Here is a 23,344-nt window from a genome sequence, read left to right on the forward strand (position 1 = left end):
CCCGTCGGCCTGCCGGAGATGTGGCAAGGGTTCATCCGGGCTTCAGCGGAATGTCCCCTTCTGAACGCTCTCCGCAACCCGCCGCACGTCAGGCTGTCCGCGCCGGCACCCCAGCCGCACACCCCACCCCTGCGTAAGGACCCCCATGCTCACCCGGCGTGCGCTTCTCGCCGGGGGCGCGAGCCTGGCTGTCTCCGCCGCGACGGGCCCGAGTCCCGTCCGTGCGGTCGCCCGGCGCGCCCCGCTGCGCGATCTCTTCCGGCTCGGCGTCGCCTCCGGTGAGCCCGCGCCCGACGGCGTCGTGTTGTGGACGCGCCTGGCGACGGACCCGCCGGCCCTGGACGGGCTGGGCGGGATGCCACGACGCCACGTGCCCGTGGAGTGGCAGCTCGCCAGGGACGAGCACTTCCGCCACGTCGTACGCCACGGCACCGAGATCGCCCGCCCCGAGGCGGCGCACAGCGTCCACGTCGAGCTCGAAGGACTGGAACCGGGCGCCGAGTACTTCTACCGGTTCCGCGCCGAAGGCGACCTGTCGGAGACCGGCCGCACCCTGACCGCCCCCGCCCCGGGCAGCCGCAGCCGCGCGCTGAACCTGTCGTTCACCTCCTGCGCCGACTACCAGACCGGCTGGTTCACCGCCTACCGCCGGATGGCCGATGACCACCCCGACCTCATCGCGTTCCTCGGCGACTACATCTACGAGTACGGCGACTATGAGCACCGCGTCCGCGACCAGGCCGGCGGCGAGTGCCTCGACCTGGCCGGCTACCGCCTGCGCCATGCCCAGCACAAGACCGACCCAGACCTGCGCGCGGCCCACGCCATCGCCCCCTGGGCCGTGGTCTGGGACGACCACGACGTCAGGAACGCCTGGGCCGGCGACGTCCCCAGGAGGCGCAGGGCGGCGGCGTTCCGCGCGTACTACGAGAACATGCCGCTGCGCCGCGCGCAGCGGCCGCACGGGGCGGCGCTCAGGCTGCATCGCAGCATCCGCTGGGGCGCGGTGGCGAACCTGCACCTGCTCGACACCCGCCAGTACCGCGACCCGTACGCGTGCGCCGGCCACAGCGGCACCGTCGGTCCCGACTGCGTGGAACGCCTCGCCCCCGGCCGCACCATCCTCGGACAGGAGCAGCAGACCTGGCTCGACGCCCAGCTCAGGGACTCGCGCGCCACCTGGGACCTGCTCGGCCAGCAGGTGTTCATGATGGAGATGGACTGGGCCCGCGGCCCGGCCGAGGGCTGGTCCAACGAGGGCTGGGACGGCTACGTCGCCTCCCGCGACCACCTGGCCGCCACCATCCACGCCCACCGGCGCAACGCCGTCGTGCTGACCGGCGACGTGCACTCCCACTGGGCCGGCCAGGTCAGCCGCGACCACCGCGACCCCGGCGCCGAACCCGTGGCCGTCGAGCTCGTCACCACCTCGGTCACCAGCGCCGGCGACGGCCTCGACGAGTATCCCGACACCCGGAACCTGCTCGCCGAGAACCCGCACGTCTCGTTCTTCAACGGCCGCCGCGGCTATGTCAGGACCAGGATCACGGAGCGGGAGATGACGGTCGACTTCCGTTCACTGGCCTACGTCACGCGACCGAACGCACCCGTCCGCACCTCCGGCTCGTTCGTCATCGAGCCGGGCGACCCGACGCTCTACCCCGCCTAGCCGGGCCGAACCCGCCAGAATCCGCTCAGATCTCCACGTGGCCGCCGCTGCGCCAGTAGACGTTGCCCTCGCGCGACAGCAGCTCCTCGTCCACCAGGTAGCGGCGCAGCGCCGCGTAGTCGTCGTGGAAGGCCCGCAGCGCAACGTTCACGTCCTTCTCCGCGTAACGCACGCCGGGCTCGAAGACCGCCGCGATGTAGTTGAGCACGATGAGCCGCTTGTCCCGCCGGATCGCCGTGGTCGTCAGCCGCCCGTCCACGAGGAAGGCGCGCAGCACCCGCTCCTCGGCGCTCAGCTCCTCGGCCGGCTCGGCGTGCGCCCGCAGCAGGTCGCGGAAGCGTTCGGGGGTGACGCGCCACGTGCCGCTCTCGTCGCATGCGGCGAGTCCGCCGCTGGCGAGCTTGTGCAGGGACTTGGGGGAGAGCCCGTCGGTGGTTCCGAGCACCAGGGAGGCGAACGTCTTGAGCGTGTCGTCCTGGTAGAGGAGTCCGAGAACGCGCCTGATGTCTTCGTCGTTCACTCGTACCATTTTGTCCCATGATCACAGCACTGTTGCTCGCGGCCGCCGTCGCCGTCCCGAACAACTTCCTCCTGTACGAGAAGGCCGCCGCCAAGAAGGACGCCAACCCCGAGACGAGCTGGTCGGCCAGCGGCAAGAGAACGGCCCGGCTCGTCGTCAACCCGTGCCAGAAGACCGGGTTGGGCCAGCGCGGCCGGACCTCGGCCAGGACGCTCATCTACACGGCGGTGCCCGACTACGCCAAGTCCGAGCAGGTCGTCCTCTACCGGTCCGCAGCCGCCGCGGGCCAGGCTCTACGTGACCTGCGGGCGGCCGTGAAGTCCTGCGGCACGTCCGGCTACCGCTACTCCTCCGCACCGATCGCCCTCGGCGAGACGGGGCTGTCGGTCACCGGGCAGGCGTACCAGGACGGGAAACCGGCCATCGGCGGCGACCGGGCGATCGTGACCCGGCGCGCGAACGCCCTGATCCTCTACACCGTGTCCGGCGAGTGGGGCAAACCGGCCAAGGCCGACTTCAGGCAGCAGACGAAGGACACCAAGCGCATGCTCGCCAAGATCTGCGCCATCGCCGCATGCTGACGCCGGCGCCGGCGTCAGGGCCGAGGCGAGTGCCGGTGAGGGGGCCTGTGACGAGGGAATGTCTCGATCTTGAGACATGGTCATGACACGACCTCGACGTTCGGCGAAGGAGAATCAATCGACAGGCCTGTGCCGGGGCGCCCTTGCCAGTCCGTTCCGGCACAGGGCTTGTCGTTTCTTCTTCAGAGCCGGTCTTCTTCAGAGCCGGTTGAGCCCCTGGACGTACAGGACCGCGCGGCCCTCCTCGTCGGACGCGGCCAGGTCGACCTGGGCGTCGATGCCCCAGTCACCGTCGCCGGCCGGGTCCTTGACCGTCTGGCGCACCTTCCACAGCCCGCTCTCCTCCTCGATGCGCAGCAGCGCGGGCCCGCGCGCGTCGGCGTCTGTGTGGATCTCCTCGTGCTCGTCGTAGTAGGCGTCGAGTGCCGTGCCCCAGTCGACGTCGGGGGCGAGCTCCTCCAGCTCGGCCTCCTTCTCCAGCGCGCACAGCTCGACCAGCCGGAACATGGCGTTGCGCACCAGCACGCGGAAGGCCCGCGGGTTGGCGGTGACCGGCCGTACCTTGGCCTCCAGCTGCTGATGCTCCTCCAGCGCCGCGGCCGGGTTGGTGAGCTTCTCCCACTCGTCGATCAGCGAGGAGTCGACCTGACGGACCAGCTCGCCGAGCCACTCGATCAGGTCGACCAGGTCGTCGGTCTTGAGGTGCTCGGGCACCGTGCGCGACAGCGTCCGGTAGGCGTCGGCCAGATAGCGCAGCACCGTGCCCTCGGAACGGGCCAGCTCGTAGAACTGGATGTACTCGCCGAACGTCATCGCCCGCTCGTACATGTCGCGCACCACCGACTTCGGGCTGACCGTGTAGTCGCCCACCCACGGGTGGCCGCGCCGATACGTCTCGTACGCCCCGAGCAGCAGGTCGTCGAGCGGCATCGGATACATGACCTCGGCGAGCTGCTCCATGCGCTCTTCGTACTCGATCCCGTCGGCCTTCATCTGCGCGACGGCCTCGCCCCTGGCCTTCTTCAGCTGGGCGGACAGGATCTGGCGCGGGTCGTCGAGGATGGACTCCACGATCGAGACCATGTCGAGCGCGTACGCCGGCGACTCGCGGTCGAGCAGTTCGAACGCGGCCAGCGCGAACGTCGACAGCGCCTGGTTGAGCGCGAAGTCCTCCTGCAGGTCGATCGTCAGCCGGGCCCGGCGGCCCTGCTCGTCGGGCTCGGCGAACTGCTCGACGATGCCGCCGGCCAGCAGCGAGCGGTAGATGGCGATGGCCTGGCTGATGTGCCGGCGCTGCCACTTGCGGTCTTCGTGGTTGTCGGTCAGCAGGTGTTTCATCGCCTGGAAGCAGTCGCCCGGCCGGTTGATCACCGCGAGCAGCATGGCGTTGCTGACCTTGAACCGGGAGTTGAGCGGCTCCGGCTCGGCCTCCTGGAGCTTGGTGAAGGTGTCCTCGCTCCAGCCGACGAAGCCCTCCGGCGGCTTCTTACGGGCGTAGCCGCGCCGCCGCTTGGGATCGTCACCGATCTTGGCCAGCGCCTTGGCGTTCTCGATGTCGTGCTCGGGGGCCTGGCAGGCGACGTAGCCGATGGTGTCGAAGCCCGCCCGGCCCGCGCGGCCGGCGATCTGGTGGAACTCGCGGGCGCGCAGCCGCCGCACCTTGTTGCCGTCGTACTTGGACAGGGCCGTGAACAGCACCGTCCTGATCGGCACGTTGACGCCGACGCCCAGCGTGTCGGTGCCGCAGATGACCTTCAGCAGCCCGGCCTGGGCCAGCCGCTCGACCAGGCGCCGGTATTTCGGCAGCATGCCCGCGTGGTGCACGCCGATGCCGTGCTTGACCAGCCGCGACAGCGCCCGGCCGAAGCGGGTGGTGAAGCGGAAGCCGCCGATCATGGCGGTGATGGCCTCCTTCTCGGCCTTGGTCGCCATGTTGATCGACATCAGCGCCTGGGCCCGCTCCATCGCCGCGGCCTGGGTGAAGTGCACGACGTAGACCGGCGCCTGGCCGGTCGAGAGCATCTCCTCCAGCGTCTCGTGCAGCGGGGTCATCCGGTAGGAGTAGATCAGCGGCACCGGCCGCTCGGCGTGCTTGACCACCGACGTCGGCCGCCCGGTGCGCCTGGTCAGGTCGCGCTCGAACATGGACACGTCGCCGAGCGTGGCCGACATCAGCACGAACTGTACGTTGGGCAGCTCCAGCAGCGGCACCTGCCAGGCCCAGCCCCGGTCCGGCTCGGCGTAGAAGTGGAACTCGTCCATGACGACCTGGCCGATGTCGGCCGCGGCCCCGTCGCGCAGCGCCACGTTGGCCAGGATCTCGGCCGTGCAGCAGATGATGGGCGCGCCCGGGTTGACGCTGGCGTCGCCGGTCATCATCCCGACGTTCTCGGTGCCGAAGATGGCGCACAGGTCGAAGAACTTCTCCGACACCAGCGCCTTGATCGGCGCCGTGTAGAACGTACGCAGGTCGCGGGTCAGCGCGGTGAAGTGGGCGCCCGCGGCCACCAGTGACTTGCCCGAGCCCGTCGGCGTGGCCAGAATCAGGTTGCTGCCGGAGACCACCTCGATGAGGGCCTCCTCCTGGGCGGGATAGAGCGTGAGCCCCCGCTCGGCGTTCCAGGCGACGAACGCGTCGAAGATGGCGTCCGGATCGGCGTCGATGTCGTCGGGCAGGCGGTCGATGAGAAGGCTCACACTCCTATCCTGCCGAAGTTTGCCGGGTGGTCGAACCGCTCGCGGCCAACTCGGTCAAGCGACCTCGCCCCCGCAGCCCTCAGGTGCGGGCGCGGGGCACGGTCGGTAAGCCGTCAGGCGCGGGCGCGGGGCACGGTCAGCAGCAGGCCGCCGAGGAGGGCGAAGACCGCCAGGAACGGGCCGCCGCCGGGCGCGAAACCGCCCACGGTCAGCGTCAGCACCCCCGCGCCGACCAGTCCGGCCGCCGTGAGCGCGCCCCGCCAGCCGCCCGCGCCGAACGGCAGCGCGGGCGGCGTCTCGAACCTGGCGAACCCCTTCAGCAACGGCCACAGCACCAGGCAGAGCAGCCCGAACCAGATCGGCCAGCCGAGGAACCACAGCACGCTGCCCGGCCGCGGCGTGTCCACGCCCAGCAGCACCACCACGACCCCGGTCACCGCGAACAGGGCCGGCATGTGCCACAGGTACACCGTCATGATGCGCGGGCTCGCCCAGTCCAGCAGGCGGGCCGGCGCCAGCCGTACCAGCACCGGGCGCAGCAGCGCGGCCAGGCCGATCTGGCCGAGGCCGACGGCGAGCATGGCCAGCGTGGGCGGCGCCATGTTGGACACCTCCGCGCCCGGCAGGCCGATCATGCTGCCCGGGTAGGGGCCGTGGGCCACCAGCAGCGCCGCCGCCCCGAAACCGCCTGCGGCGAGCAGCCACGGGTGCCGCAGCCGGCCGCCGGCGTAGAAGAAGCCGAGCTGGTGCACGGCCAGCCAGACGAACAGCACGTTCACATAGCCCAGGGCGTCGATCCCGGAGGAGAAGCGCACCACGTCCGTCAGCACCGCCCCGGCCGACAGCAGGACGGGCACGCGCCAGCCGTGCCGCTCGTGCAGGCGCAGCGCGTACGGCGTGACCGTGACGGCGATCAGGTAGACGGCCAGGAACCACAGCAGCTGGCCCGTCAGCTGCGCGCCCACCCCGAGCGGCTGCGCGGGCACCCCCAGGCTGAGCAGCACGTGCGGCAGCGGGATCCACACCGCGGCCAGCGGCAGCAGCGGCCAGGCCAGGCGCCGCAGCCGGATCGCCAGCCACAGGGGAGCGGGCTTCGACGAACGGCCGAAGCTGATGGCGTTCGCCGCCCCGCCCGCGAAGAACACCAGCGGCATCACCTGGCTGATCCACGTCACCACCCACACCCCGGGCGTCGACAGCGCGTTGCCCGTCGTCAGCCGCCCGCCCTCGTACGTCAGCACCGGGATCGTCCAATGCTGCAGCACGATGAGCGCCATCCCGGCCACCCGCAGCAGGTCGATGAAGGGGTCGCGGCCCGCCGGGCGCGCGTCCGCCGGGCCGCGCGGCCTCGCGGGCGCGGCAGTGGGGCGGTCCAGCAGGGCGGTCATGGGGAGCCTCGATTCCTGGGGGAGCGGATGGCTCAAGGCTCCCGTCCAGGGCGCTCGCGCACATTGCCGCGAGCCGCCGTCCTGGGGTCGAGATCGCACCACCGGCCCGGGTAGGGCTGGCCCTACCCCCATACACCGGCGCACCCGCTCGTCCGCGCGAGCGGCCCGGCATACGGTGGTGGCCATGCGCTCCCTGACGAGGCGTGTCCTTCTCGACACCCGCTACACGCTGGTCGGTTTCCCGACCACTCTCATCGGCTTCGTGCTCATGATCGCGGGATTCGCGGCAGGGGTGGGCACGGCGGTCGTGTGGATCGGCGTGCCGCTGCTGGCCGGCACGCTGCTGGTGGCGCGGGGCTTCGCCGACGCCGAGCGCGGCTGGCTCTCCGACGTGCTGCGCAGGCCGCCCGTACGGCCGCGCTACAAGCCCGCGCCGCCCGGCGCCGGCCGCTTCCGCCGCCTCGTCAACCCGCTGACCAGCGGGCAGTCCTGGCTCGACCTGCTGCACGGCATACTCAACCTGCCGTTCGCGATCATCGCTTTCGTGCTCACGGTGGTGTTCTGGGCGATCCCCATCTCCGGGCTCACCTATCCCCTGTACGGCCTCATCACCTCCCGCATCCCCGGCAACACCGAGCTGCCCGAGCTGCTCGGCCTGGGCGACTCCTACGGCATCAACGTGCTCTTCTACGTCTCGGTCGGCCTGGTCTTCACGCTGCTCATGCCGTTCGTGGTCCGCGGCGCCGCGCTGCTGCGCTCAGGCCTCGGCCGGGCCCTGCTGACCGGCGTGGCCGAGCTGCAGGAGCGCATCGACGACCTGGCCCAGGGCCGCGCCGCGGCCGTCTCCGCCGAGGCCAACGCGCTGCGCAAGCTGGAGCGCGACATCCACGACGGACCGCAGCAGCGGCTGGTGTCGCTGGCCATGGAGCTGTCCAGGGCGCAGCGGCAACTGGCCAAGGATCCCGAGGCGGCGCGGGCCACGCTCAGCGCCGCGATCGGCGCCACCCGCGAGACGCTCGACGAGCTGCGTGCGCTCTCGCGCGGCATCGCCCCGCCGATCCTGTCCGACCGCGGCCTCGCGCCCGCGCTGGCCGCACTCGCTGGCCGCTGCACGGTCCCCGTCGACCTCGACGTGCAGACCGTCGAGCGCTACCAGGCCGCCGTCGAGAACGCCGTCTACTTCGTCTGCGCCGAGACCCTGACCAACGTGGCCAAGCACAGCCGCGCCACCATCTGCACCGTCCAGCTCATCCGCATCGATGACGTGCTCATGCTGACGATCGGGGATGATGGGGTCGGCGGCGCGCACGTCGCCAAAGGACATGGGCTCGCCGGGCTGGCCGACCGGCTCCGCGCCGTCGACGGGGAGCTGACCGTGCAGTCGCCCGACGGCGGGCCCACGATGATCGTGGCGGAGGTGCCGTGCGGGTAGTCGTGGCCGATGACGCTGTTCTGATCAGGGAGGGCCTGGTCAGATTGCTGGAGGAGTTCGGCTGCGAGGTGGTGGCCACGGTCGGTGACGGTGACGCGCTCGTCGCCGCGGTCGCCGAGCACAGGCCGGACGTCTCGGTGGTGGACGTACGCATGCCGCCCTCGTTCACCGACGAGGGGCTCAAGGCGGCGGTCGAGGCCAGGCGCCGGGTGCCCGGCGCGCCGGTGCTGATCCTCTCCCAGTACGTCGAGGTCTCCTATGCCGACGACCTGCTGGCCGACGCCCGTGGCGCGGTCGGCTACCTGCTGAAGGACCGGGTCGTCGACGTGGAGGAGTTCCTGGAGGGCCTGCGGCGGGTGGCCGCCGGCGGAACCGTCTTCGATCCTCAGGTGGTGTCGCAGTTGATGGTGCGCAGACGCAAGGACGACCCGCTGGCCGAGCTCACGCCGCGCGAGCGCGAGGTGCTCGGCCTGATGGCCGAGGGGAAGTCGAATCCGGCCATCGGGCGGCAGCTCGTGATCAGCGACGGGGCCGTGGAGAAGCACATCAGAAGCATCTTCAGCAAGCTCGGCCTCTACGCGGAGGACAGTGACCAGCATCGCCGGGTGCTCGCCGTCCTGACCTACCTGCGTTCGTGATCCCGTTCCCGGCCGCCCTGACCTGACGTTCACGCGAACCCTCCCGGGCCTGGCCCGCCGGCCGAGCGGGGCGGCTCCGCCCGCCGGTCCCTCCTGCCAGTGAGAGGGTCGCTGGCCGGTCCGCGCGCCGCTACGCGCGGACCTGGCCGCTCGGGGTTCTACCCGAGCGCGTCGACCAGCTTCTTGCGCTGCTGGGCGCCCAGGCCGCCGAGGCGGCGCTTCTCGTCGACGCCCGCCTCCTCCATCAGCGCGGTGGCCTTGGCCGGACCGACGCCCTTGACGGCGCGGAGCGCCTGCGACACCTTGATCTTCTTCGCGATGTCGTCGTCGCGCTCGAGCAGCTGAGCGAACGTCAGCTCGCCGGCCTTGACCTTCGCCAGCAGCGCCGTGCGCGCGGCACGGGCCTCGGCGGCCTTGGCCAGAGCCGCCTGACGCTGCTCGGGGGTGAGAGTGGGAAGTGCCATCTCTGTTCTCTCCTCGGGGAGTTGAGCGTTCGGGTTCTGTTACCCGTGGTGCAGTGGCTAATCATGGCGGATACCAGCGGTTCGTGTTGCGGAAAGTGCGTGGTCAGCGTCCGGACCACGCTGATGCGCCCGCTTCCGCGCACGCCACGTCCTGCGCGACCGTGCCTCCGCTGACCCCTATGCCACCGACCACGCGTCCCGTCTCACCGTAGCCCGACCAGAGCGGCAGGCCGCCGCCGAAGCAGACGAAACCCGCTCCGGCCAGGCCCGCGAGCTCGCCGTCCGCCGCGGTCAGCGGGGACAGCTCGGAGGTGGGCCTGCGCAGGGCCACCGACGTGTACGCCTTGCCCCGCGCGAGGACGGGCCCGGAGATCTCCGCACCGTCCATACGCTGGAACGACACCAGATTTCCCCCGTCGTCCACGATCGCCACGGAGATCCGGGCGCCCTCGCGGTACGCCTGCTTGACGGCCGCCTCCGTCATGCGGAGCGCGAGTTCGAGATTCACGCGGTTCGCCCCTCGGATCATGATTCTTTCGCGCCTTGGCCCTCCCCATGCGTACCCGTGCCGGCCGGGCCCGTGCAAGATCGCCTATGCGGGTGCGCAGCCGTGGGCTCACAGTGGCTTATGCCGGTCCAGGGTGGAATACGTCACACTTTGTCGGTCGGGCGTGTCGCGAGCCTGGTCAGGGTGGTTTTTGCGCCAGAGTTCGAGCCCCTCGGGTGTGAGGAAGCTGTCGAAGACCGACTCCATCGCACCCAGGAGCGCGCCGCGCCAGCCGAGGGCCGAGCCCTCGATCCGCGGCGGCCGGTCGCGGCGGATCGCCATCAGGCCGGGCTCGCAGGCCGCCATGAGGGCCTGTCCGGCCCGCTCAAGCAGTTCCACGCCGTGGCCTGACAGCGTCACCACCTCCGGGTCGTGCGCGTTCACCAGGGCCGCCACGCCGCGTCCCAGGGCCCTGGCGTTGGCCTCCACCGCCTCCCCGCCCGTCGCCAGCACCCGCTCGGCCTGCTCGCGTCCCCTGCCGCCGCCGTGGGCCAGGCCGGCGTGGCGCAGCAGGGCGTTCGCGCCGACGTCCATGCCCCAGCAGCCGGTGGCGCCGCAGGGGCAGGGGCGGTCGTTGCCGGACAGCGGCATGTGGCCGAACTCGGCGCCGGTGCCGCTCGCCCCGGCGACCGGCCGGCCGTCCACGACCAGCACGCCGCCCAGGTCGAAGTCCACGTGCAGGTGCAGGCCCACCCGGACGTCACACAGGTGTCCGCGCCGCGCCTCCGCCAGTGCGGCCAGGACGGTGTCGTTGCCGATCACGGGCATGTCGGGCTGGTCGAAGGGCCCGCCAGGGTGGGTGGCGGGCGTGCCGGGTCCGGTGGGCGTGCCGGGCAGGTTCAGCAATGCGGGGACGTCCACAGAGCGCCAGCCCAGGTGGGCGATGTCGACCAGGCCGCCGTGGCGGATCGGGCCGGCCAGGGCCACCCCGACGCCGACGACGCGGTGGCCGAGCCGCCGCCGGTGCTCCGCCACGGCCTCGCCCAGCGGCCCCAGTGTGCCCTGGGGCGTGCCGTCGTGCGGCCGTACGTCTAGCACCGTGACCCGGCCGCCCAGCTCGCACGCCGCCAGCTCCCAAGCGTCCTCGCGCACGTCGGCGGCCAGCGCGACCGGCCCGTCCGGATGCGGCCCAGGCACCAGCGTCGGTCGGCCCCGCGCGTGCCCGGGGGCCGGCTCCTCGTGCAGCAGGCCGGCCTCGGCGAGGCCGGCCACCAGCACCGAGGCCGTGCCCCTGGCCAGCCGCAGATCGCGGGTGAGCTGGGACCTGGTGCGCACGGCACCGGAGTCGTGCACGGCGCGCAGCAGCCTGACCCGGTTGTGCGCGCGAAGCTCGCCACTCGTCGTAGCTCCATTCACGAGGACAGTTTATGCTCTAGCCGTGAACAAAAGTCTCACTGAAGCACAACGGGCACGTGTCGGAGTTTTCGGATTCTTCTTTCTCGCCGGTCTTGTCATGGGTTTGTGGGCGGCCGGGCTGCCGTCGCTGAACGAACGGCTCGACCTCGGCCCCGCCAGGCTCGGCAGCGTTCTGCTGCTGATCTCCGGCGGGGCGCTGGCGTCGATGCTGGTGGCCGGACCGCTGGTGGACCGGTGGTCGAGCCGCCGGGTGTGCTGGATCGCCGGGCCCTTCTCCGGCCTGGTGCTGCTCGGGCCGGCGCTGGCGTCCTCGTACTGGATGCTGGCGGTTCTGGCCGTGCTCTTCGGCGTGGGACTCGGCGTGACCGAGATCGGGATGAACGCCCATTCCGTCGAGGTCGAACGCGTCTACCGGCGGCCGATCATCTCCGCCTTCCACGGCACCTGGAGCCTCGGCGGCGCCACCGGCGGCGGGATCACCGCTCTCGCGCTGGACGCCGGGGCGGACCCGCAGGGGCTGCTGATCACGGCGGCGATCGTGGTGCCGTTCCTGTACCTGCCGGCCGCGCGGCTGCTGCTGCCCGGCACGCCGGGGGACGGCTCGGCGGCCGGCTCTTCCGGTTCGCCGGACGCGCCCGGGGAGTCGCTGCGCTGGGGGCTGATCGCGCTGCTCGGGGTGGCCGCCTTCGCCGGGCACCTCAGTGAAGGGGCGGCCATCGACTGGAGCGCGCTGCACGCCCGCTGGGTGCTGGAGGTCGATCCGGAGATGGCGCCGCTGGCGTACACGATCTTCTCCGTCGCCATGACGGCCGTGCGGCTGCTGGGCGACCCGATCAGGGGCAGGCTCGGCTCCGTGCGGACCATCCAGCTCGCCGGGCTCTTCGCCACCGCCGGATACGTCCTCGTGCTCGTCTCGCCGCTCACGGGGGAGGCCGTACGGGTCGCGTGCGCCTGGACCGGGTGGGCGCTGGCCGGCGTCGGGCTGGCCACGGTGGTGCCGGTGCTGTTCAGCGCGGTCGGCGCGGCCGGGGGCCGGGTCGGGCGGGCGCTGGCCATGGTGACGGCGTTCGGGTACAGCGGGCTGCTGCTGGGGCCGGCCGTGCTCGGGTACGTGGCCGAGGCGACGTCGCTGCCGGTGGCCTTGTTCATCCCGGCGGTGCTCGCGGCGGTGGTGACGCTCACCGGCTCCCCGGCCATCCGCGCCCTGCTCCGCCTCTCGGCATCCCCTGTCCAGAACGCCGCCCCCAGTGCCGCCGGCGGAGCCGCCCCCGGCGCTGCCAACGGGGACGGGGCCGGTCCGGCGGGGGAGCGCGGGTACGAGCCGGAGCCCGAACCCGCCCGCGACTGATCCTCGTCCCGCCATGTCCGCCATGTCCCGTCATATCCGCGCGGTCCGCTTCGCGGGCCGCTTGAGGTGAGGGCGCCGGCGCAATACGTCCGTCATGTCCGGCCCGCGCGCGGCCGGACGTGACGGATTTGTGCTCAAGGCCGCTGACCTGGTGTTATGTGATCGTGACTTGACCTGCAAGTTACATCCAGGTTTCATGTCCTCCACACGGTAAACGTTTACAGGCGGATGACCGTAAACGTTTACGCACGATGGAAGGACAGCCTTGGCCGACGGACCCACGATCAACACGATCGCCGAGCGCGCCGGTGTCTCGATCGCCTCCGTATCGCGGGTCCTGAACGGCCTGCCGACCAGGCAGGAGACCGTGCGCAAGGTGATGGCCGCCGCGGACGAGCTCGGCTACGTGCGCAACGCCGTGGCCAGGTCGCTCAAGTCGCGCCGCACCCACCAGGTCGCCTTCGCCATGGCCGACGTCGGCAACCCCGCCTACCTGGCCATGCTGCGCCAGATCCAGCCGGTGCTGAAGGCCGCCGGATACCGGCTCGTGCTCCACTCGACCGACGCCGTCGTGGAGGACGAGATCGCCGTGCTGCACAGCCTGGGCGAGCGCTACGTGGACGGGCTGATCATGGTCCCGCTGCGGGTCACCGAGGCTCATCTGCGGATGCTGGCCACGGCCAGGGCGCCGGTCGTGATCATCGGCTCGGTGCCCGACGGCACCCGCGTCGACAACGTACGGGCCGACTCGCGCACCGGCGTCAGGCTGGCGCTCGACCACCTCCACGCGCTCGGCCGCCGCCGCATCGCCCTGGTCAACGGCCCGCTGGACACCGTGCCCGGCGCCGCCCGCGGCGCCGCGTACCGGGAGGCGCTGGGAGACCTGGACCTGCCCTACGACGAGGACCTCGTCCGGATCGGCGACTTCTACCGCGCCGACGGGGCCCGCGCTGTGGCTGAGCTGCTCGCCGCCCGGCCCGACATCGACGCGCTGATGTGCGCCAACGACCTGATCGCGCTCGGCGCGCTCGACGTGCTGCGGGCCGCGGGCCGGCGGGTGCCCGAAGACGTGGCGGTGGTCGGCATGGACGACACCGACCTCGCCGCGGCCTCCTGGCCGTCGCTGACCAGCGTCTCGCTCGGGTCGGCCGAACGCGGCAAGGCCGCCGCCGAGCTGCTGCTCGAACGGCTCCAGGGCGGCGAGAGCGATCCCCGGGTGGTCACCGTGCCGCCCCGCCTCGCGGTCCGGGCCTCGACGGCGGGCCCGGCGTACGGAAAGTACACCGACGAAAAGTACACAGACGGAAAGTACACGGGCGAAACGCACGCGGGCGGGAAGGAGGGTGGGGCGTGACCGCGACCGAGACGAGAGCGGCGCCGCCCCGGCGGTCGCGCGCCAGGCACCGAGGCCCCTCGCGCCAGACGCGGGAGATGTGGCTGCTGATGCTGCCGGCGATGGTGCCGGTGCTGCTGTTCAGCATGGGCCCGCTGCTGTACGGCATCGGCCTGGCCTTCACCGACGCCCGCAACACCCGCGTCCACCAGACCGAGTTCGTGGGCCTGGAGAACTTCACCGCGCTGCTGGCCGACGACGAGTTCTGGTCCTCGTTCCGGATCGGCGCGATCTGGTCCGTCTCGGTGACCGTGCTGCAGTTCATCGCCGCGCTCGGCCTGGCGCTGCTGCTCAACGAGAAGCTGCGCGGCCGGGCCGTGGCCCGGGTGCTGTCGGTGGTGCCGTGGGCGATGCCGCCCGTGGTCATCGGCCTGATGTGGAAGCTCGTCTACCACCCCGACGCCGGCATGCTGAACGACCTGCTCGGCACGCACGTCAACTGGCTGGCCGACTTCTCGCTAGCCCTGCCCGCGATCATCGTGGTGGGCGTCTGGGCTGGCATGCCGCAGACCACGGTCGTGCTGCTCGCGGGCCTGCAGAACGTGCCCAAAGAGCTCTACGAGGCCGGCGAGATGGACGGCGCGGGCTCATGGCGGCGCTTCTGGAGCATCACGCTGCCGCAGCTCAGGCCGATCATCGTGGCGATCACCTCGCTCGACTTCGTGTGGAACATCAACCAGTTCGGGCTGGTCTACGTGCTCACCCAGGGCGGCCCGGGAGGGCGCACGCGGCTGCCGATGCTGTTCGCGTACGAGGAGGCGTTCCGCTACCGCATGGCCGGTTACGCCTCGATGCTCGGCCTCGCCATGGCGATCGTCGTGCTCGCGGTGCTCGGGCTGTACCTGTGGCGGCAGATGAGGGAGGTCAGGTGAAACGCGTTTCACAGTACGTGGCGCTGGTCGCGTACGTCGTCTTCCTGGCGTTCCCGCTGCTGTGGCTGCTGTCCACGGCGCTGAAGACGCCCCAGGAGATGGCGCTGACGGAGCCCACGTGGATCCCGCGCGAGCCCACGCTGGCCAACTTCTCCGACGCGTTCGGGGAGCAGGACCTGGTCGGGGCGGCGACGCGCAGCCTGGTGGTGGCGCTGTTCGCCAGCGTGATCACCGTGGTCATCTCGCTGCCCGCCTCCTACGCCATGGCGCGCTACCGAGGGCTGGTCAACAAGATCGCGATCGGATGGGTGCTGGTCAGCCAGGTGTTCCCGTTCATCCTGATCATCATCCCGCTCTTCATGATCCTGCGGGACCTGGACCTGGTGAACACGCTGCCGGGCCTGGTGCTGGTGCACGTGACGTTCACGCTGCCGTTCGCGCTGTGGATGTTGCAGGGGTACGTCCGCGCCGTGCCGCCCGAGCTTGAGGAGGCCGCGTCGGTGGACGGTGCGAGCCGGGTGCGGGCGATCGTGAGCGTGGTCGCCCCGCTGCTCGCGCCGGGCGTGGTGGCCACGCTGCTGTTCTCGTTCATCTCGTCCTGGAACGAGTTCATGTTCGCACTCGTGATCTTGCAGGACCCCGACGTCATGACACTCCCGCTCACGCTGGTGAGGTTCACCGGCCCCGAGGGGGTGGCCAGGCTCGGGCCGCTGGCCGCGGCGTCGCTCATGGCGACGATCCCCAGCCTGATCTTCTTCGCAATCATCCAGCGGCGCCTGAAGTCCGGCCTGATGGCCGGCGCCGTGAAGGGCTAGGAGGCCTCATATGCGAATCAAGTCCGCTCTGGCGGCGGTGGCCGTCCTCACGCTCGCCGCCGCGTGCGGCGGGGGCGGCGGCGAGTCGTCGTCCTCGCCCGGCGCGCCCGTCAAGCTCGACTTCCTCAGCCTGGCCTGGCAGAAGGAGTCCGTCGCCGCGAACAAGCAGATCGTGGACGAGTGGAACAAGGCCAACCCCGGCATCCAGGTCACCTACGTCCAGGGCAGCTGGGACAACGTCAACGACCAGCTCGTCACCCAGTTCGCCGGCGGCACCGCGCCCGACGTCATCCACAACGACTCGCCCGCGCTGGCCGGCTTCGCCTCCGACGGCTACCTGCTCGACCTGAGCGACAAGCTGCCCGCCGAGCTGAAGAGCGACATCCCGCAGGCCGCCTGGGACACCGTCACCTTCGACGGCGGCAAGGGCGAGCAGGGCGTGTACGGCGTGCCGTTCCTCCAGGAGTCGCAGGTCATCATCGCCAACAAGAAGCTGCTCGACGAGTCCGGCGTGCGCGTCCCGGCCCCGGGCGAGCCGTGGACGTGGGACGAGTTCTCCGCGGCGGCCAAGAAGATGACCAAGGGCGGCACGTTCGGCGTGGCCTGGCCGATGAAGTCGCCGGTCAACAAGACGCTCAACCTGGCGCTCAACTTCGGCGGCACCTTCTTCCAGACCACCGGCGGCAAGACCACCGTCAAGGTCGGCCCCGAGGAGCGCGAGGTGCTCCAGCGCATCCACGACCAGCTCTACAAGGACAAGTCCGCCGACCCGGCCGCGCTCGGCCAGGGCACCGCGGACCCGCTGCCCGCCTTCTACAAGGGCAAGTTCGCGCTGCTGCCGGCCGGCGTCTATCTGCGCCAGCAGGTCGCCGAGCAGGCGCCCGACGGGTTCGAGTGGGTGACGCTGCCCGCGCCCAAGGGCACCAGCGCCCAGCAGGGCGCGGTCTCGCAGACGCTGTCGGTCGCGCAGGAGAGTAAGCACCCGGACGAGGCGCTGAAGTTCATCTCGTTCTTCCTGAACGGCACCAACCAGGCCAAGCTCGCCAAGGGCGACTGGCTGCTGCCGACCTCCCAGAAGGCCGCCGCCGACCCGGCCATGACCACCAAGGAGAACGGCTGGGACGTGGCCACCGCCTCCGCCAAAGACCTCGTCGTGGCGCCGTTCCTGAAGGTGAACGGGTTCGACGAGTGGAAGACCAAGGTCGCCACGCCCGCGCTGCAGGAGTACTTCGCCGACAAGATCACCCTCGACCAGGCGGCGAGCAAGCTCATCGAGGACGGCAACAAGGTGCTGGAGCGGTACCAGCGGTGAATTCCTTGCGGGACAGGGCCCGGGGGTGCCTGCTCGGCCTGGCGGCCGGCGACGCCCTCGGGGCCCCGGCCGAGAACCTCACGCCGGCCGAGATCCGGCGGCGGTGGGGACGGCTCACCGAAATCGAGGGCGGCGGCACCGACGACACCGAATACGCGATCTACGCGGCCTCCCTCCTCGTCCGCCACGGGCACGGCCTGAGCGCGCAGGATGTGGCGGCCGCGTACCGGGCGGAGATCATCCCCCGGGTGGCCGGGCCCATGCGCGGAGCCGGGTTCTCCGAGCTGGGCACCGTCGAAGCGCTTCGCCGGGGGCTGGAGCCCCCGCTGACCGGGCTCGTGCACGCGCACGGCTGGTCGGACGGGCTGGCGATGCGCGCGGCGCCGTACGGGATCTTCTGCCCGGGCGATCCAGCGGAGGCGGCGCGGCTGGTGGAGCAGGACGGGCTGGTCAGCGGGTCGGGCGAGGGCATACTCGGCGGCCGGGCGGTCGCCGGGGCGGTGGCCGCCGCGATGGGCGGGGCCACGCCGGACGAGGTGGTCTCCGCGGCGCTGTCGGTGATCCCGGCGGACTCGTGGACGGCCAGGAATGTCGTACGGGTACGTGAGGTCCTCGCGGCCTTCCCGGACTCGGCCGATCGAGACGCAGGCGACCGAGACGTTGGCGGCCTGGAGCACGGCGACGCGGACCTCAGCGGCTCGGACCCCGGCGAGCCGGGCCCGGACGGCATGGAGCTCGTCGAGGCGTTGCACCGGGCCGTCGTCGTCCGGCACTACCCGTGGACCGACATCGCGCCCGAGGCCGTGGCGCTGGCCCTGGCCGCCTTCCTGGCGGGAGGCGGCGAGGTGGAGGCGTCGGTGACGTTCGGGGTGAGCCTGGGCAGGGACGCCGACACGATCGGCGCCATCGCGGGAGCGATGGCCGGGGCCGCGCGGGGAGAGCGCGGCGTGCCCGCCCGCTGGGCCGCCAGGATCGGGCCGGTGACGGGCAAATGCCTGCCCGTCGTGGCCGGAAGACACGTGCTGGACGTCGCCGACGAACTGGCGGAAGGACTGTAGAACACCATGTCGGGGGACAGAATCAGGGGGGCCGTCGCCGGGCTCGCCGTGGGTGACGCCGTGGGCTGGCCCGCGGTCAGGCACCGCGCGGCCCTGCACGCGCCCTGGAGCCGGCGCCTGCACCGCGAGCTGGACGCGTTCGCGGAAGAGCATCAGGTGACCACGCTGCCGGTGCCGTTCGCGCTGAACCAGCCCGTCGCGCCGCTGCGGATCGGGCCGTCCGACGACGCCGAGTGGCTGGCGTGGACGCTGCTGACCATCGACCGGCCGCGCGCGGACGCGTTCAGGGACCTCATCCCGTCGCGCCCAGGCACCGGCCCGCCAGGCGCGCCTGCGCCGATCAGGGCGCGGATCTCCGTGGCCACCGCGCTGGACAACCTGGCCAACGGGGTCGAGCCGCCCGCTTCGGGGCATGACAATCCCCATCACTTCGACGACGCCGCCGCCATCAGGGCCGTCGCGTTCGGGGTCCTGGGGAGGGATCCCACCGAGGACGCGCAGGTGACGAACGCCGGAGACGGCGTGCTCGCCGCCCAGGCCATGGCCGCCGCGGTGAGCGCTGCCGTGACCTCAGGCCCGGCGTCGGGTGCGGAACCCGGTGCAGGTCCCGGCGCGGGGCCGGTGACGGGGCCGGTGACGGGTTCGGCGGCGAGGGCTGTGGCGGCGGCGGTCGAGGCGGCGCTGGCCGCGCTGCCCGAAGACACCGCCATCGGGCACAACGCCCGCTTGGCCTTGTCCGTCGCCAGGAAGGCGGGCGACCCGTTCGCCGCCGTCCCGGCGCTGGACGCCGCGCTGCTCGACCACGTCTACAGCTACGGCGTCGGCGCCGCGCAGACCGTGCCCGTGGCGCTGGCGCTGGCCGAGGCGGCGGGGGGCGAGCTCACCAGGGCCGTGCCCGCCGCGGCCTGCCTGGCCTCACTGTCCGACTCGGCGCCCGCGCTGACCGGCGCGCTGACCGGAGCCTGCGGCGGTTACGGGGCGATCCCGGAGGGGTGGACCGCCACGGCCCGTACGCTGTCCGGTTGTTGCCTGCCTGATCTGGCGGGCCGAGATCTGATCGAACTACTGGAGGGAATCGCATGACGCCGCTTGAGGACAGGGCGACCGGCTGCGTGGCGGGGGCGGCGGTCGGTGACGCGCTGGGCGGCGCCACCGAGGGCTGGACCTCCGAGCAGATCGTCGAACGGTACGGGGGCCGCGTCGAGGGCATCGTGCCCCCGTACAACGACGACTGGCGCAACGCCAGGCCCATCGCGCCGTACCACAAGGGCGACGGCCACATCACCGACGACACCCTGATGACGCACGCGCTCATCCGCGTGTACGAGAAGACCGGCGGCCACCTGGACGCCTACTCCATGGCCGAGCACCTGGTGCCCGAGCTGATGAACGAGCGGCGCTGGATCCCCGAGCTGGAGGCCGAGGCGCTGCCGCTGCAGCGGATCTTCCTGGCCGAGAAGTGGATCGTGGCCAGGCTGCACTACGGGCACGTCGACCCGCGCGAGGCCGGCGTCGGCAACATCGTGAACTGCGGCGCCGCCATGTACGTCGCCCCCGTCGGCATCGTCAACGCCGCCGACCCCGACGCCGCCTACGCCGAGGCCGTCGACCTGACCGGCGCGCACCAGTCCAGCTACGGCCGCGAGGCCGCGGGCGTGATGGCCGCCGCCGTGGCCGAGGCGATGCGGCCGGGCGCCACGGCCGACTCCGTGGTGTCCGCCTGCCTGCGCCTGGCCAAGGACGGCACCAGAGCCGCCATCGAGGCGGTCTGCGAGGCCGCGGCCGGTCTCGGGCACTGGGAGGGCTCGTTCGAGGCGCTGCGGGCGGCGATCAGGCCGTACGACACGGTCGCCGACACCTACCGTGACCAGGGGCTGGGCGCGCGGCGGCCGAGCCGGGTGCACAGCATCGAGGAGCTGCCGCTGGCGCTGGGGTTCCTGGTGATCGCCAAGGGCGACTACCGGGACACCGTGCTGGGCGGCGTCAACTACGGGCGCGACGCCGACTCGATCGCCTCCATGGGCGGGGCCATCGCGGGCGCGCTCGGCGGGCTGGGCGGCGTGCCGAAGGAGTGGGTCGAGCAGGTGGCGGCGGCCAGCCGGACGGACCTCGTGGCTCCGGGGCGCGCGATCGCCGCCGTGGCACGCCGGGTGCACGAGGGCGACCTGCTGCGCCGCCGCGCCCACGAGTCCGCGTTCGCCGAGCTCGACGGCGCATGATCCGGCTCACCTGGGTGCAGCCGGAGGACCTCGTCGGTCACGAGCTGCGCCAGGCCGCCGAGGACGGCCGCGACGCGAGCGAGATCGCCGCCCGCTGGCACGCGGCCGGCGGCCACGACGCCCCGCCGCGCGCCGGCGCCTCCGAGCCGGGGGCCGTCCGGCTGCGCGGGCTGGCCGAGGAGCTGCTGGACGAGCTGGCCGCCGTCCCCTCCCCGCTGCCCGAGCCGTCGGACCTGGCCGGCATCATCGCCGCCTGCCCCGACTGGCCTCGGCGGCGGCCCCGCGCCGACGTGGACCCCGCGCGGGTGCTGGGGGCGTGGCTGGGCCGGGCGGCCGGCTGCGTGCTCGGCAAGCCCGTCGAGAAGATCCCGCGCGAAGGCATCAGGCAGATCGCCGAGGCCACCGGCAACTGGCCGATCCAGGCCTGGTTCACCGCGAAGGGCCTGCCGGACGACGTCGCCCGCCGCTGGCCGTGGAACCGCCGCAGCGCCGTCAACTCCCTGGCCGAGAACGTGGACGGCATCCCCGAGGACGACGACCTCAACTACCCGCTGCTGGCCCTGTCGGTCCTTGAACGTCACGGCCGCGGGTTCACCACCGAGGACGTGGCCAAGCTGTGGCTGGACGAACTGCCGGCGGGCCGTACGTTCACCGCCGAGCGCGTCGCGTACCGCAACCTGCTGGACGGCGTCGAGCCGCCGGCCACCGCCACCTACCGCAACCCGTTCCGCGAGTGGATCGGCGCGATGATCAGGACCGACGTCTACGGCTGGGTCAACCCGGGCGACCCCGCCACGGCCGCCGAGTACGCCTGGCGCGACGCCCGACTCACCCACACCGCGAACGGGATCTACGGCGCCATGTTCGCGGCCGCCATGTGCGCCGTCGCGCTGGTGGCCGATTCGGCGGAGGAGGTCGTGCGGGCGGGCCTGTCCGTGGTGCCGCGCGGCTCGCGCCTGTACGCGGCGGTCCGCCTGGCCGTCGCCGACGCCGCCCGTGAGGACGACTTCGAACGCGTCGTCGACCTGCTGCACGAACGCCACGGCGACCTGCACTGGGTGCACACGATCCACAACGCCGCCCTCGTCGCGGCCACCCTGGTCCACGGCGGCGGCGACTTCACCGCGACGATCGCCGGGGCGGTGGCGGGCGGCTGGGACACCGACTCCGCCGGCGCCACCGCCGGGTCCGTCGCGGGCGCGCTCAACGGCGGCGTACCGGAGCGCTGGCGGCTGCGCGACAGCCTGGCCAGCAGCCTGACCGGGTTCGACGGAGTGAGTCCGGCCGAGCTGGCGGCCAGGACACAGGAGATGATGAGGGCATGATCTCGGTTTTCGGCAGCGCCAACATGGATCTCGTCGCCTACGTCTCCCAGGCCCCGCGACGCGGGGAGACGGTCACCGGGCACCGGTTCCGCACCGTGCCCGGCGGCAAGGGCGCGAACCAGGCGATCGCCGCCGCCCGCGCGGGCGGCGAGGTGACGTTCCTGGGGGCGGTGGGCGACGACGGGTTCGGCGCGGAGATGCGCGCCACGCTGGCGGAGGCCGGGGTGGGCGTGCGCGGCCTGCGCCAGGTGCCCGGCCCCAGCGGCATCGCGCACATCGTGGTGGACGACGACGGCGGCAATTCGATCATCGTCGTCCCCGGCGCGAACGGCACCGTCACCGGGCCCACCGGCGAGGACCTGGCCGCCATCGCCGGCTCACGGGCGCTGCTGCTGCAGCTTGAGCTGCCCATGGAGGCGGTCGTACGGGCCGCGCAGGCCGCCCGCGTGTCCGGCGTGCCCGTCTTCCTCACCCCGGCGCCCGCCCAGCCGCTGCCCGCCGAGCTGCTTGAGGCGGTCACGACCCTCGTCCCGAACGAGCACGAGGCCGCCGCCATCACCGGCGTGACGGGCCCGGATGCGGCCATGGACGCGCTGCTTGAGCTGGTCCCCGAGGCGGTGATCACGCTGGGCTCCGAGGGGGCGCTGTACGGGTCGCGGTCGGGGGAGCGGCTGCGGGTGCCGGCGGTGAAGGTGAACGCGGTGGACACGACGGCGGCCGGCGACACGTTCGTGGGAGCGCTGGCGGTGGCGCGCACCGAGCGGATGCCCATGGAACGCGCCCTGCGCTTCGCCTCCGTGGCGGCGGCGCTGTCGGTGCAGCGTGAGGGCGCCAGCACCTCGATGCCGACCCGCCGCCAGATCGAGGACGCCCTCGACTGACGCTCAGGACGAGCCGGAGCCCGACGACGACGTCATCCGCCCGGACGCCGGCCCGATCAGCCGAGCGCAGCGGGTCAGTGGGTGTGCAGGTGGGTGAGGGTCTGGCGGAGCTCGGTGCGCAGGATCTCCTCGGCCGCCGCGCCGTCGCCGTCCCTGATGGCCGCGACCAGCGCCTCGTGCGTGTCGTGCCCCGGATTACGATCGTGCTCCCGCAGCCCCAGCAGCTCGACCAGGTCGATCAGCCGCTCCCGCAGGGCGGGCGCGAACTCGGCGAACAGGTCGGACAGCACCGGGTTGCCCGCCGCCGCCACCACCGCCGCGTGCAGCGCGATGTCGGCGTCCACGAACGCGGCGTCGTCCTCCCCGGCCGCCCGTGACCGGCCCTCCAGCGCCGCCTCCAGGGCCGCGACGTCCTCGCCGGTACGCCGTCCGGCCGCGAGCGCCGCGGCCTGCGTCTCGACGATCATGCGTACCTCGTAGACGTCGGTGATGGCGGCCCGCCGCAGCCGGGCGGCCCACCCCTCGGCCGGGCCCGCGGCGGCGACCGTGGCGATCACGAACACCCCCGACCCCTGCCGCGCCTGCACCAGCCCCGCCCCGGCCAGCGCCCGCAACGCCTCGCGCACCGTCGAGCGCCCTACTCCGAGGGCCTTGGCCAGCGCGTTCTCCCCGGGCAGCCGGGTGCCCACCGGCCACTCGCCCTGGGTGATCTGCTCGCGCAGGAGCTCGGTGGCCTGCTCGACGAGCGGGCTGGGCCGGAGTGAGCCGAGGGGCATCGCGTTTCCTCTCAGGTTGTCTGAGGACCTGTGGTGTGGTTAGTCTAGCGCCC

Annotated in this window: 21 protein-coding genes; 14 read left to right on the forward strand and 7 right to left on the reverse strand. The window is 72.3% G+C overall.

The annotated features are described in order from the left end of the window. The first annotated feature begins 145 nt into the window (after positions 1-145). Positions 146-1,669, forward strand: coding sequence for an alkaline phosphatase D family protein (locus tag AB0C27_RS30535; protein ID WP_357850662.1), 1,524 nt, complete (start codon positions 146-148; stop codon positions 1,667-1,669). 25 nt (positions 1,670-1,694) lie between these two features. On the opposite strand, the gene AB0C27_RS30540 is transcribed toward AB0C27_RS30535, so the two are convergent. Beyond that, positions 1,695-2,189, reverse strand: coding sequence for a DUF2087 domain-containing protein (locus AB0C27_RS30540; protein WP_357850664.1), 495 nt, complete (start codon positions 2,187-2,189; stop codon positions 1,695-1,697). A 17-nt stretch (positions 2,190-2,206) separates the two neighbouring features. Between AB0C27_RS30540 and AB0C27_RS30545 the strand changes: the two genes are divergently transcribed. After that, positions 2,207-2,770, forward strand: coding sequence for a hypothetical protein (locus AB0C27_RS30545; protein ID WP_357850667.1), 564 nt, complete (start codon positions 2,207-2,209; stop codon positions 2,768-2,770). Between the two features lie 198 nt (positions 2,771-2,968). Here the strand turns inward: AB0C27_RS30545 and AB0C27_RS30550 are convergent, their stop codons facing one another. Further along, a complete protein-coding gene (locus AB0C27_RS30550; protein WP_357850670.1) occupies positions 2,969-5,467 on the reverse strand; it encodes a DUF3516 domain-containing protein in 2,499 nt (832 codons plus the stop codon). 113 nt (positions 5,468-5,580) lie between these two features. Then, positions 5,581-6,855, reverse strand: a complete 1,275-nt coding sequence (locus AB0C27_RS30555) for an acyltransferase (protein WP_357850673.1) — start codon at positions 6,853-6,855, stop codon at positions 5,581-5,583. Between the two features lie 184 nt (positions 6,856-7,039). On the opposite strand from AB0C27_RS30555, the gene AB0C27_RS30560 reads away from it, so the two are divergent. Continuing rightward, complete coding sequence (locus AB0C27_RS30560) at positions 7,040-8,287, forward strand: sensor domain-containing protein (RefSeq protein ID WP_357850675.1); 1,248 nt, start codon at positions 7,040-7,042, stop codon at positions 8,285-8,287. Then, positions 8,278-8,925, forward strand: a complete 648-nt coding sequence (locus tag AB0C27_RS30565; protein ID WP_357850678.1) for a response regulator transcription factor — start codon at positions 8,278-8,280, stop codon at positions 8,923-8,925. The genes AB0C27_RS30560 and AB0C27_RS30565 overlap by 10 nt, the downstream gene beginning before the upstream one ends. Positions 8,926-9,083: 158 nt before the next feature. Here the strand turns inward: AB0C27_RS30565 and mihF are convergent, their stop codons facing one another. From mihF to AB0C27_RS30580, 3 genes are all read right to left on the reverse strand, one after another. Then, the gene (mihF, locus tag AB0C27_RS30570; RefSeq protein ID WP_043641121.1) at positions 9,084-9,389 is read right to left on the reverse strand and encodes an integration host factor, actinobacterial type; all 306 of its coding nucleotides are present in this window, start codon (positions 9,387-9,389) and stop codon (positions 9,084-9,086) included. 103 nt (positions 9,390-9,492) lie between these two features. Next, complete coding sequence (locus AB0C27_RS30575) at positions 9,493-9,897, reverse strand: heme-binding protein (RefSeq protein WP_357850681.1); 405 nt, start codon at positions 9,895-9,897, stop codon at positions 9,493-9,495. Positions 9,898-10,005: 108 nt separating this feature from the next. Further along, positions 10,006-11,292 carry an ROK family transcriptional regulator gene (locus tag AB0C27_RS30580; protein WP_357850684.1) on the reverse strand — a complete coding sequence of 429 codons (1,287 nt, stop codon included), beginning with the start codon at positions 11,290-11,292 and terminating at the stop codon, positions 10,006-10,008. A 22-nt stretch (positions 11,293-11,314) separates the two neighbouring features. Between AB0C27_RS30580 and AB0C27_RS30585 the strand changes: the two genes are divergently transcribed. The 10 genes from AB0C27_RS30585 (at position 11,315) to rbsK (ending at position 22,515) form a co-directional block, all read left to right on the forward strand. After that, entirely contained in the window at positions 11,315-12,640 is a 1,326-nt protein-coding gene (locus AB0C27_RS30585) for an MFS transporter (protein ID WP_357850687.1), read from the forward strand. A 265-nt stretch (positions 12,641-12,905) separates the two neighbouring features. Then, the gene (locus AB0C27_RS30590) at positions 12,906-13,994 is read left to right on the forward strand and encodes a LacI family DNA-binding transcriptional regulator (protein ID WP_357850689.1); all 1,089 of its coding nucleotides are present in this window, start codon (positions 12,906-12,908) and stop codon (positions 13,992-13,994) included. Further along, positions 13,991-14,905, forward strand: coding sequence for a sugar ABC transporter permease (locus AB0C27_RS30595; RefSeq protein WP_357850692.1), 915 nt, complete (start codon positions 13,991-13,993; stop codon positions 14,903-14,905). Before AB0C27_RS30590 ends, AB0C27_RS30595 begins: the two co-directional genes overlap by 4 nt. Continuing rightward, the gene (locus AB0C27_RS30600; RefSeq protein ID WP_346114104.1) at positions 14,902-15,720 is read left to right on the forward strand and encodes a carbohydrate ABC transporter permease; all 819 of its coding nucleotides are present in this window, start codon (positions 14,902-14,904) and stop codon (positions 15,718-15,720) included. Before AB0C27_RS30595 ends, AB0C27_RS30600 begins: the two co-directional genes overlap by 4 nt. A gap of 10 nt (positions 15,721-15,730) precedes the next feature. Then, on the forward strand, positions 15,731-17,032 hold the full coding sequence (locus tag AB0C27_RS30605; protein WP_357850695.1) for a sugar ABC transporter substrate-binding protein: 1,302 nt from the start codon (positions 15,731-15,733) through the stop codon (positions 17,030-17,032). Continuing rightward, entirely contained in the window at positions 17,029-18,090 is a 1,062-nt protein-coding gene (locus AB0C27_RS30610; RefSeq protein ID WP_357850698.1) for an ADP-ribosylglycohydrolase family protein, read from the forward strand. The genes AB0C27_RS30605 and AB0C27_RS30610 overlap by 4 nt, the downstream gene beginning before the upstream one ends. A gap of 6 nt (positions 18,091-18,096) precedes the next feature. Then, on the forward strand, positions 18,097-19,173 hold the full coding sequence (locus AB0C27_RS30615; protein ID WP_357850701.1) for an ADP-ribosylglycohydrolase family protein: 1,077 nt from the start codon (positions 18,097-18,099) through the stop codon (positions 19,171-19,173). Further along, positions 19,170-20,309 (forward strand): ADP-ribosylglycohydrolase family protein, encoded by a 1,140-nt coding sequence (locus AB0C27_RS30620; protein ID WP_357850704.1) that lies wholly within the window; start codon positions 19,170-19,172, stop codon positions 20,307-20,309. The genes AB0C27_RS30615 and AB0C27_RS30620 overlap by 4 nt, the downstream gene beginning before the upstream one ends. Next, a complete protein-coding gene (locus AB0C27_RS30625; protein ID WP_357850707.1) occupies positions 20,306-21,634 on the forward strand; it encodes an ADP-ribosylglycohydrolase family protein in 1,329 nt (442 codons plus the stop codon). Before AB0C27_RS30620 ends, AB0C27_RS30625 begins: the two co-directional genes overlap by 4 nt. Further along, the gene (gene rbsK, locus AB0C27_RS30630; RefSeq protein WP_357850710.1) at positions 21,631-22,515 is read left to right on the forward strand and encodes a ribokinase; all 885 of its coding nucleotides are present in this window, start codon (positions 21,631-21,633) and stop codon (positions 22,513-22,515) included. Before AB0C27_RS30625 ends, rbsK begins: the two co-directional genes overlap by 4 nt. Before the next feature lie 74 nt (positions 22,516-22,589). Here rbsK and AB0C27_RS30635 read toward each other — a convergent pair whose 3' ends face one another. Continuing rightward, positions 22,590-23,291 (reverse strand): FadR/GntR family transcriptional regulator, encoded by a 702-nt coding sequence (locus AB0C27_RS30635; protein WP_357850713.1) that lies wholly within the window; start codon positions 23,289-23,291, stop codon positions 22,590-22,592. Positions 23,292-23,344: the final 53 nt, after the last annotated feature.

It is taken from the genome of Nonomuraea sp. NPDC048882 (genome assembly GCF_040649755.1).
In the GTDB taxonomy this organism is placed as follows: domain Bacteria; phylum Actinomycetota; class Actinomycetes; order Streptosporangiales; family Streptosporangiaceae; genus Nonomuraea; species Nonomuraea maheshkhaliensis.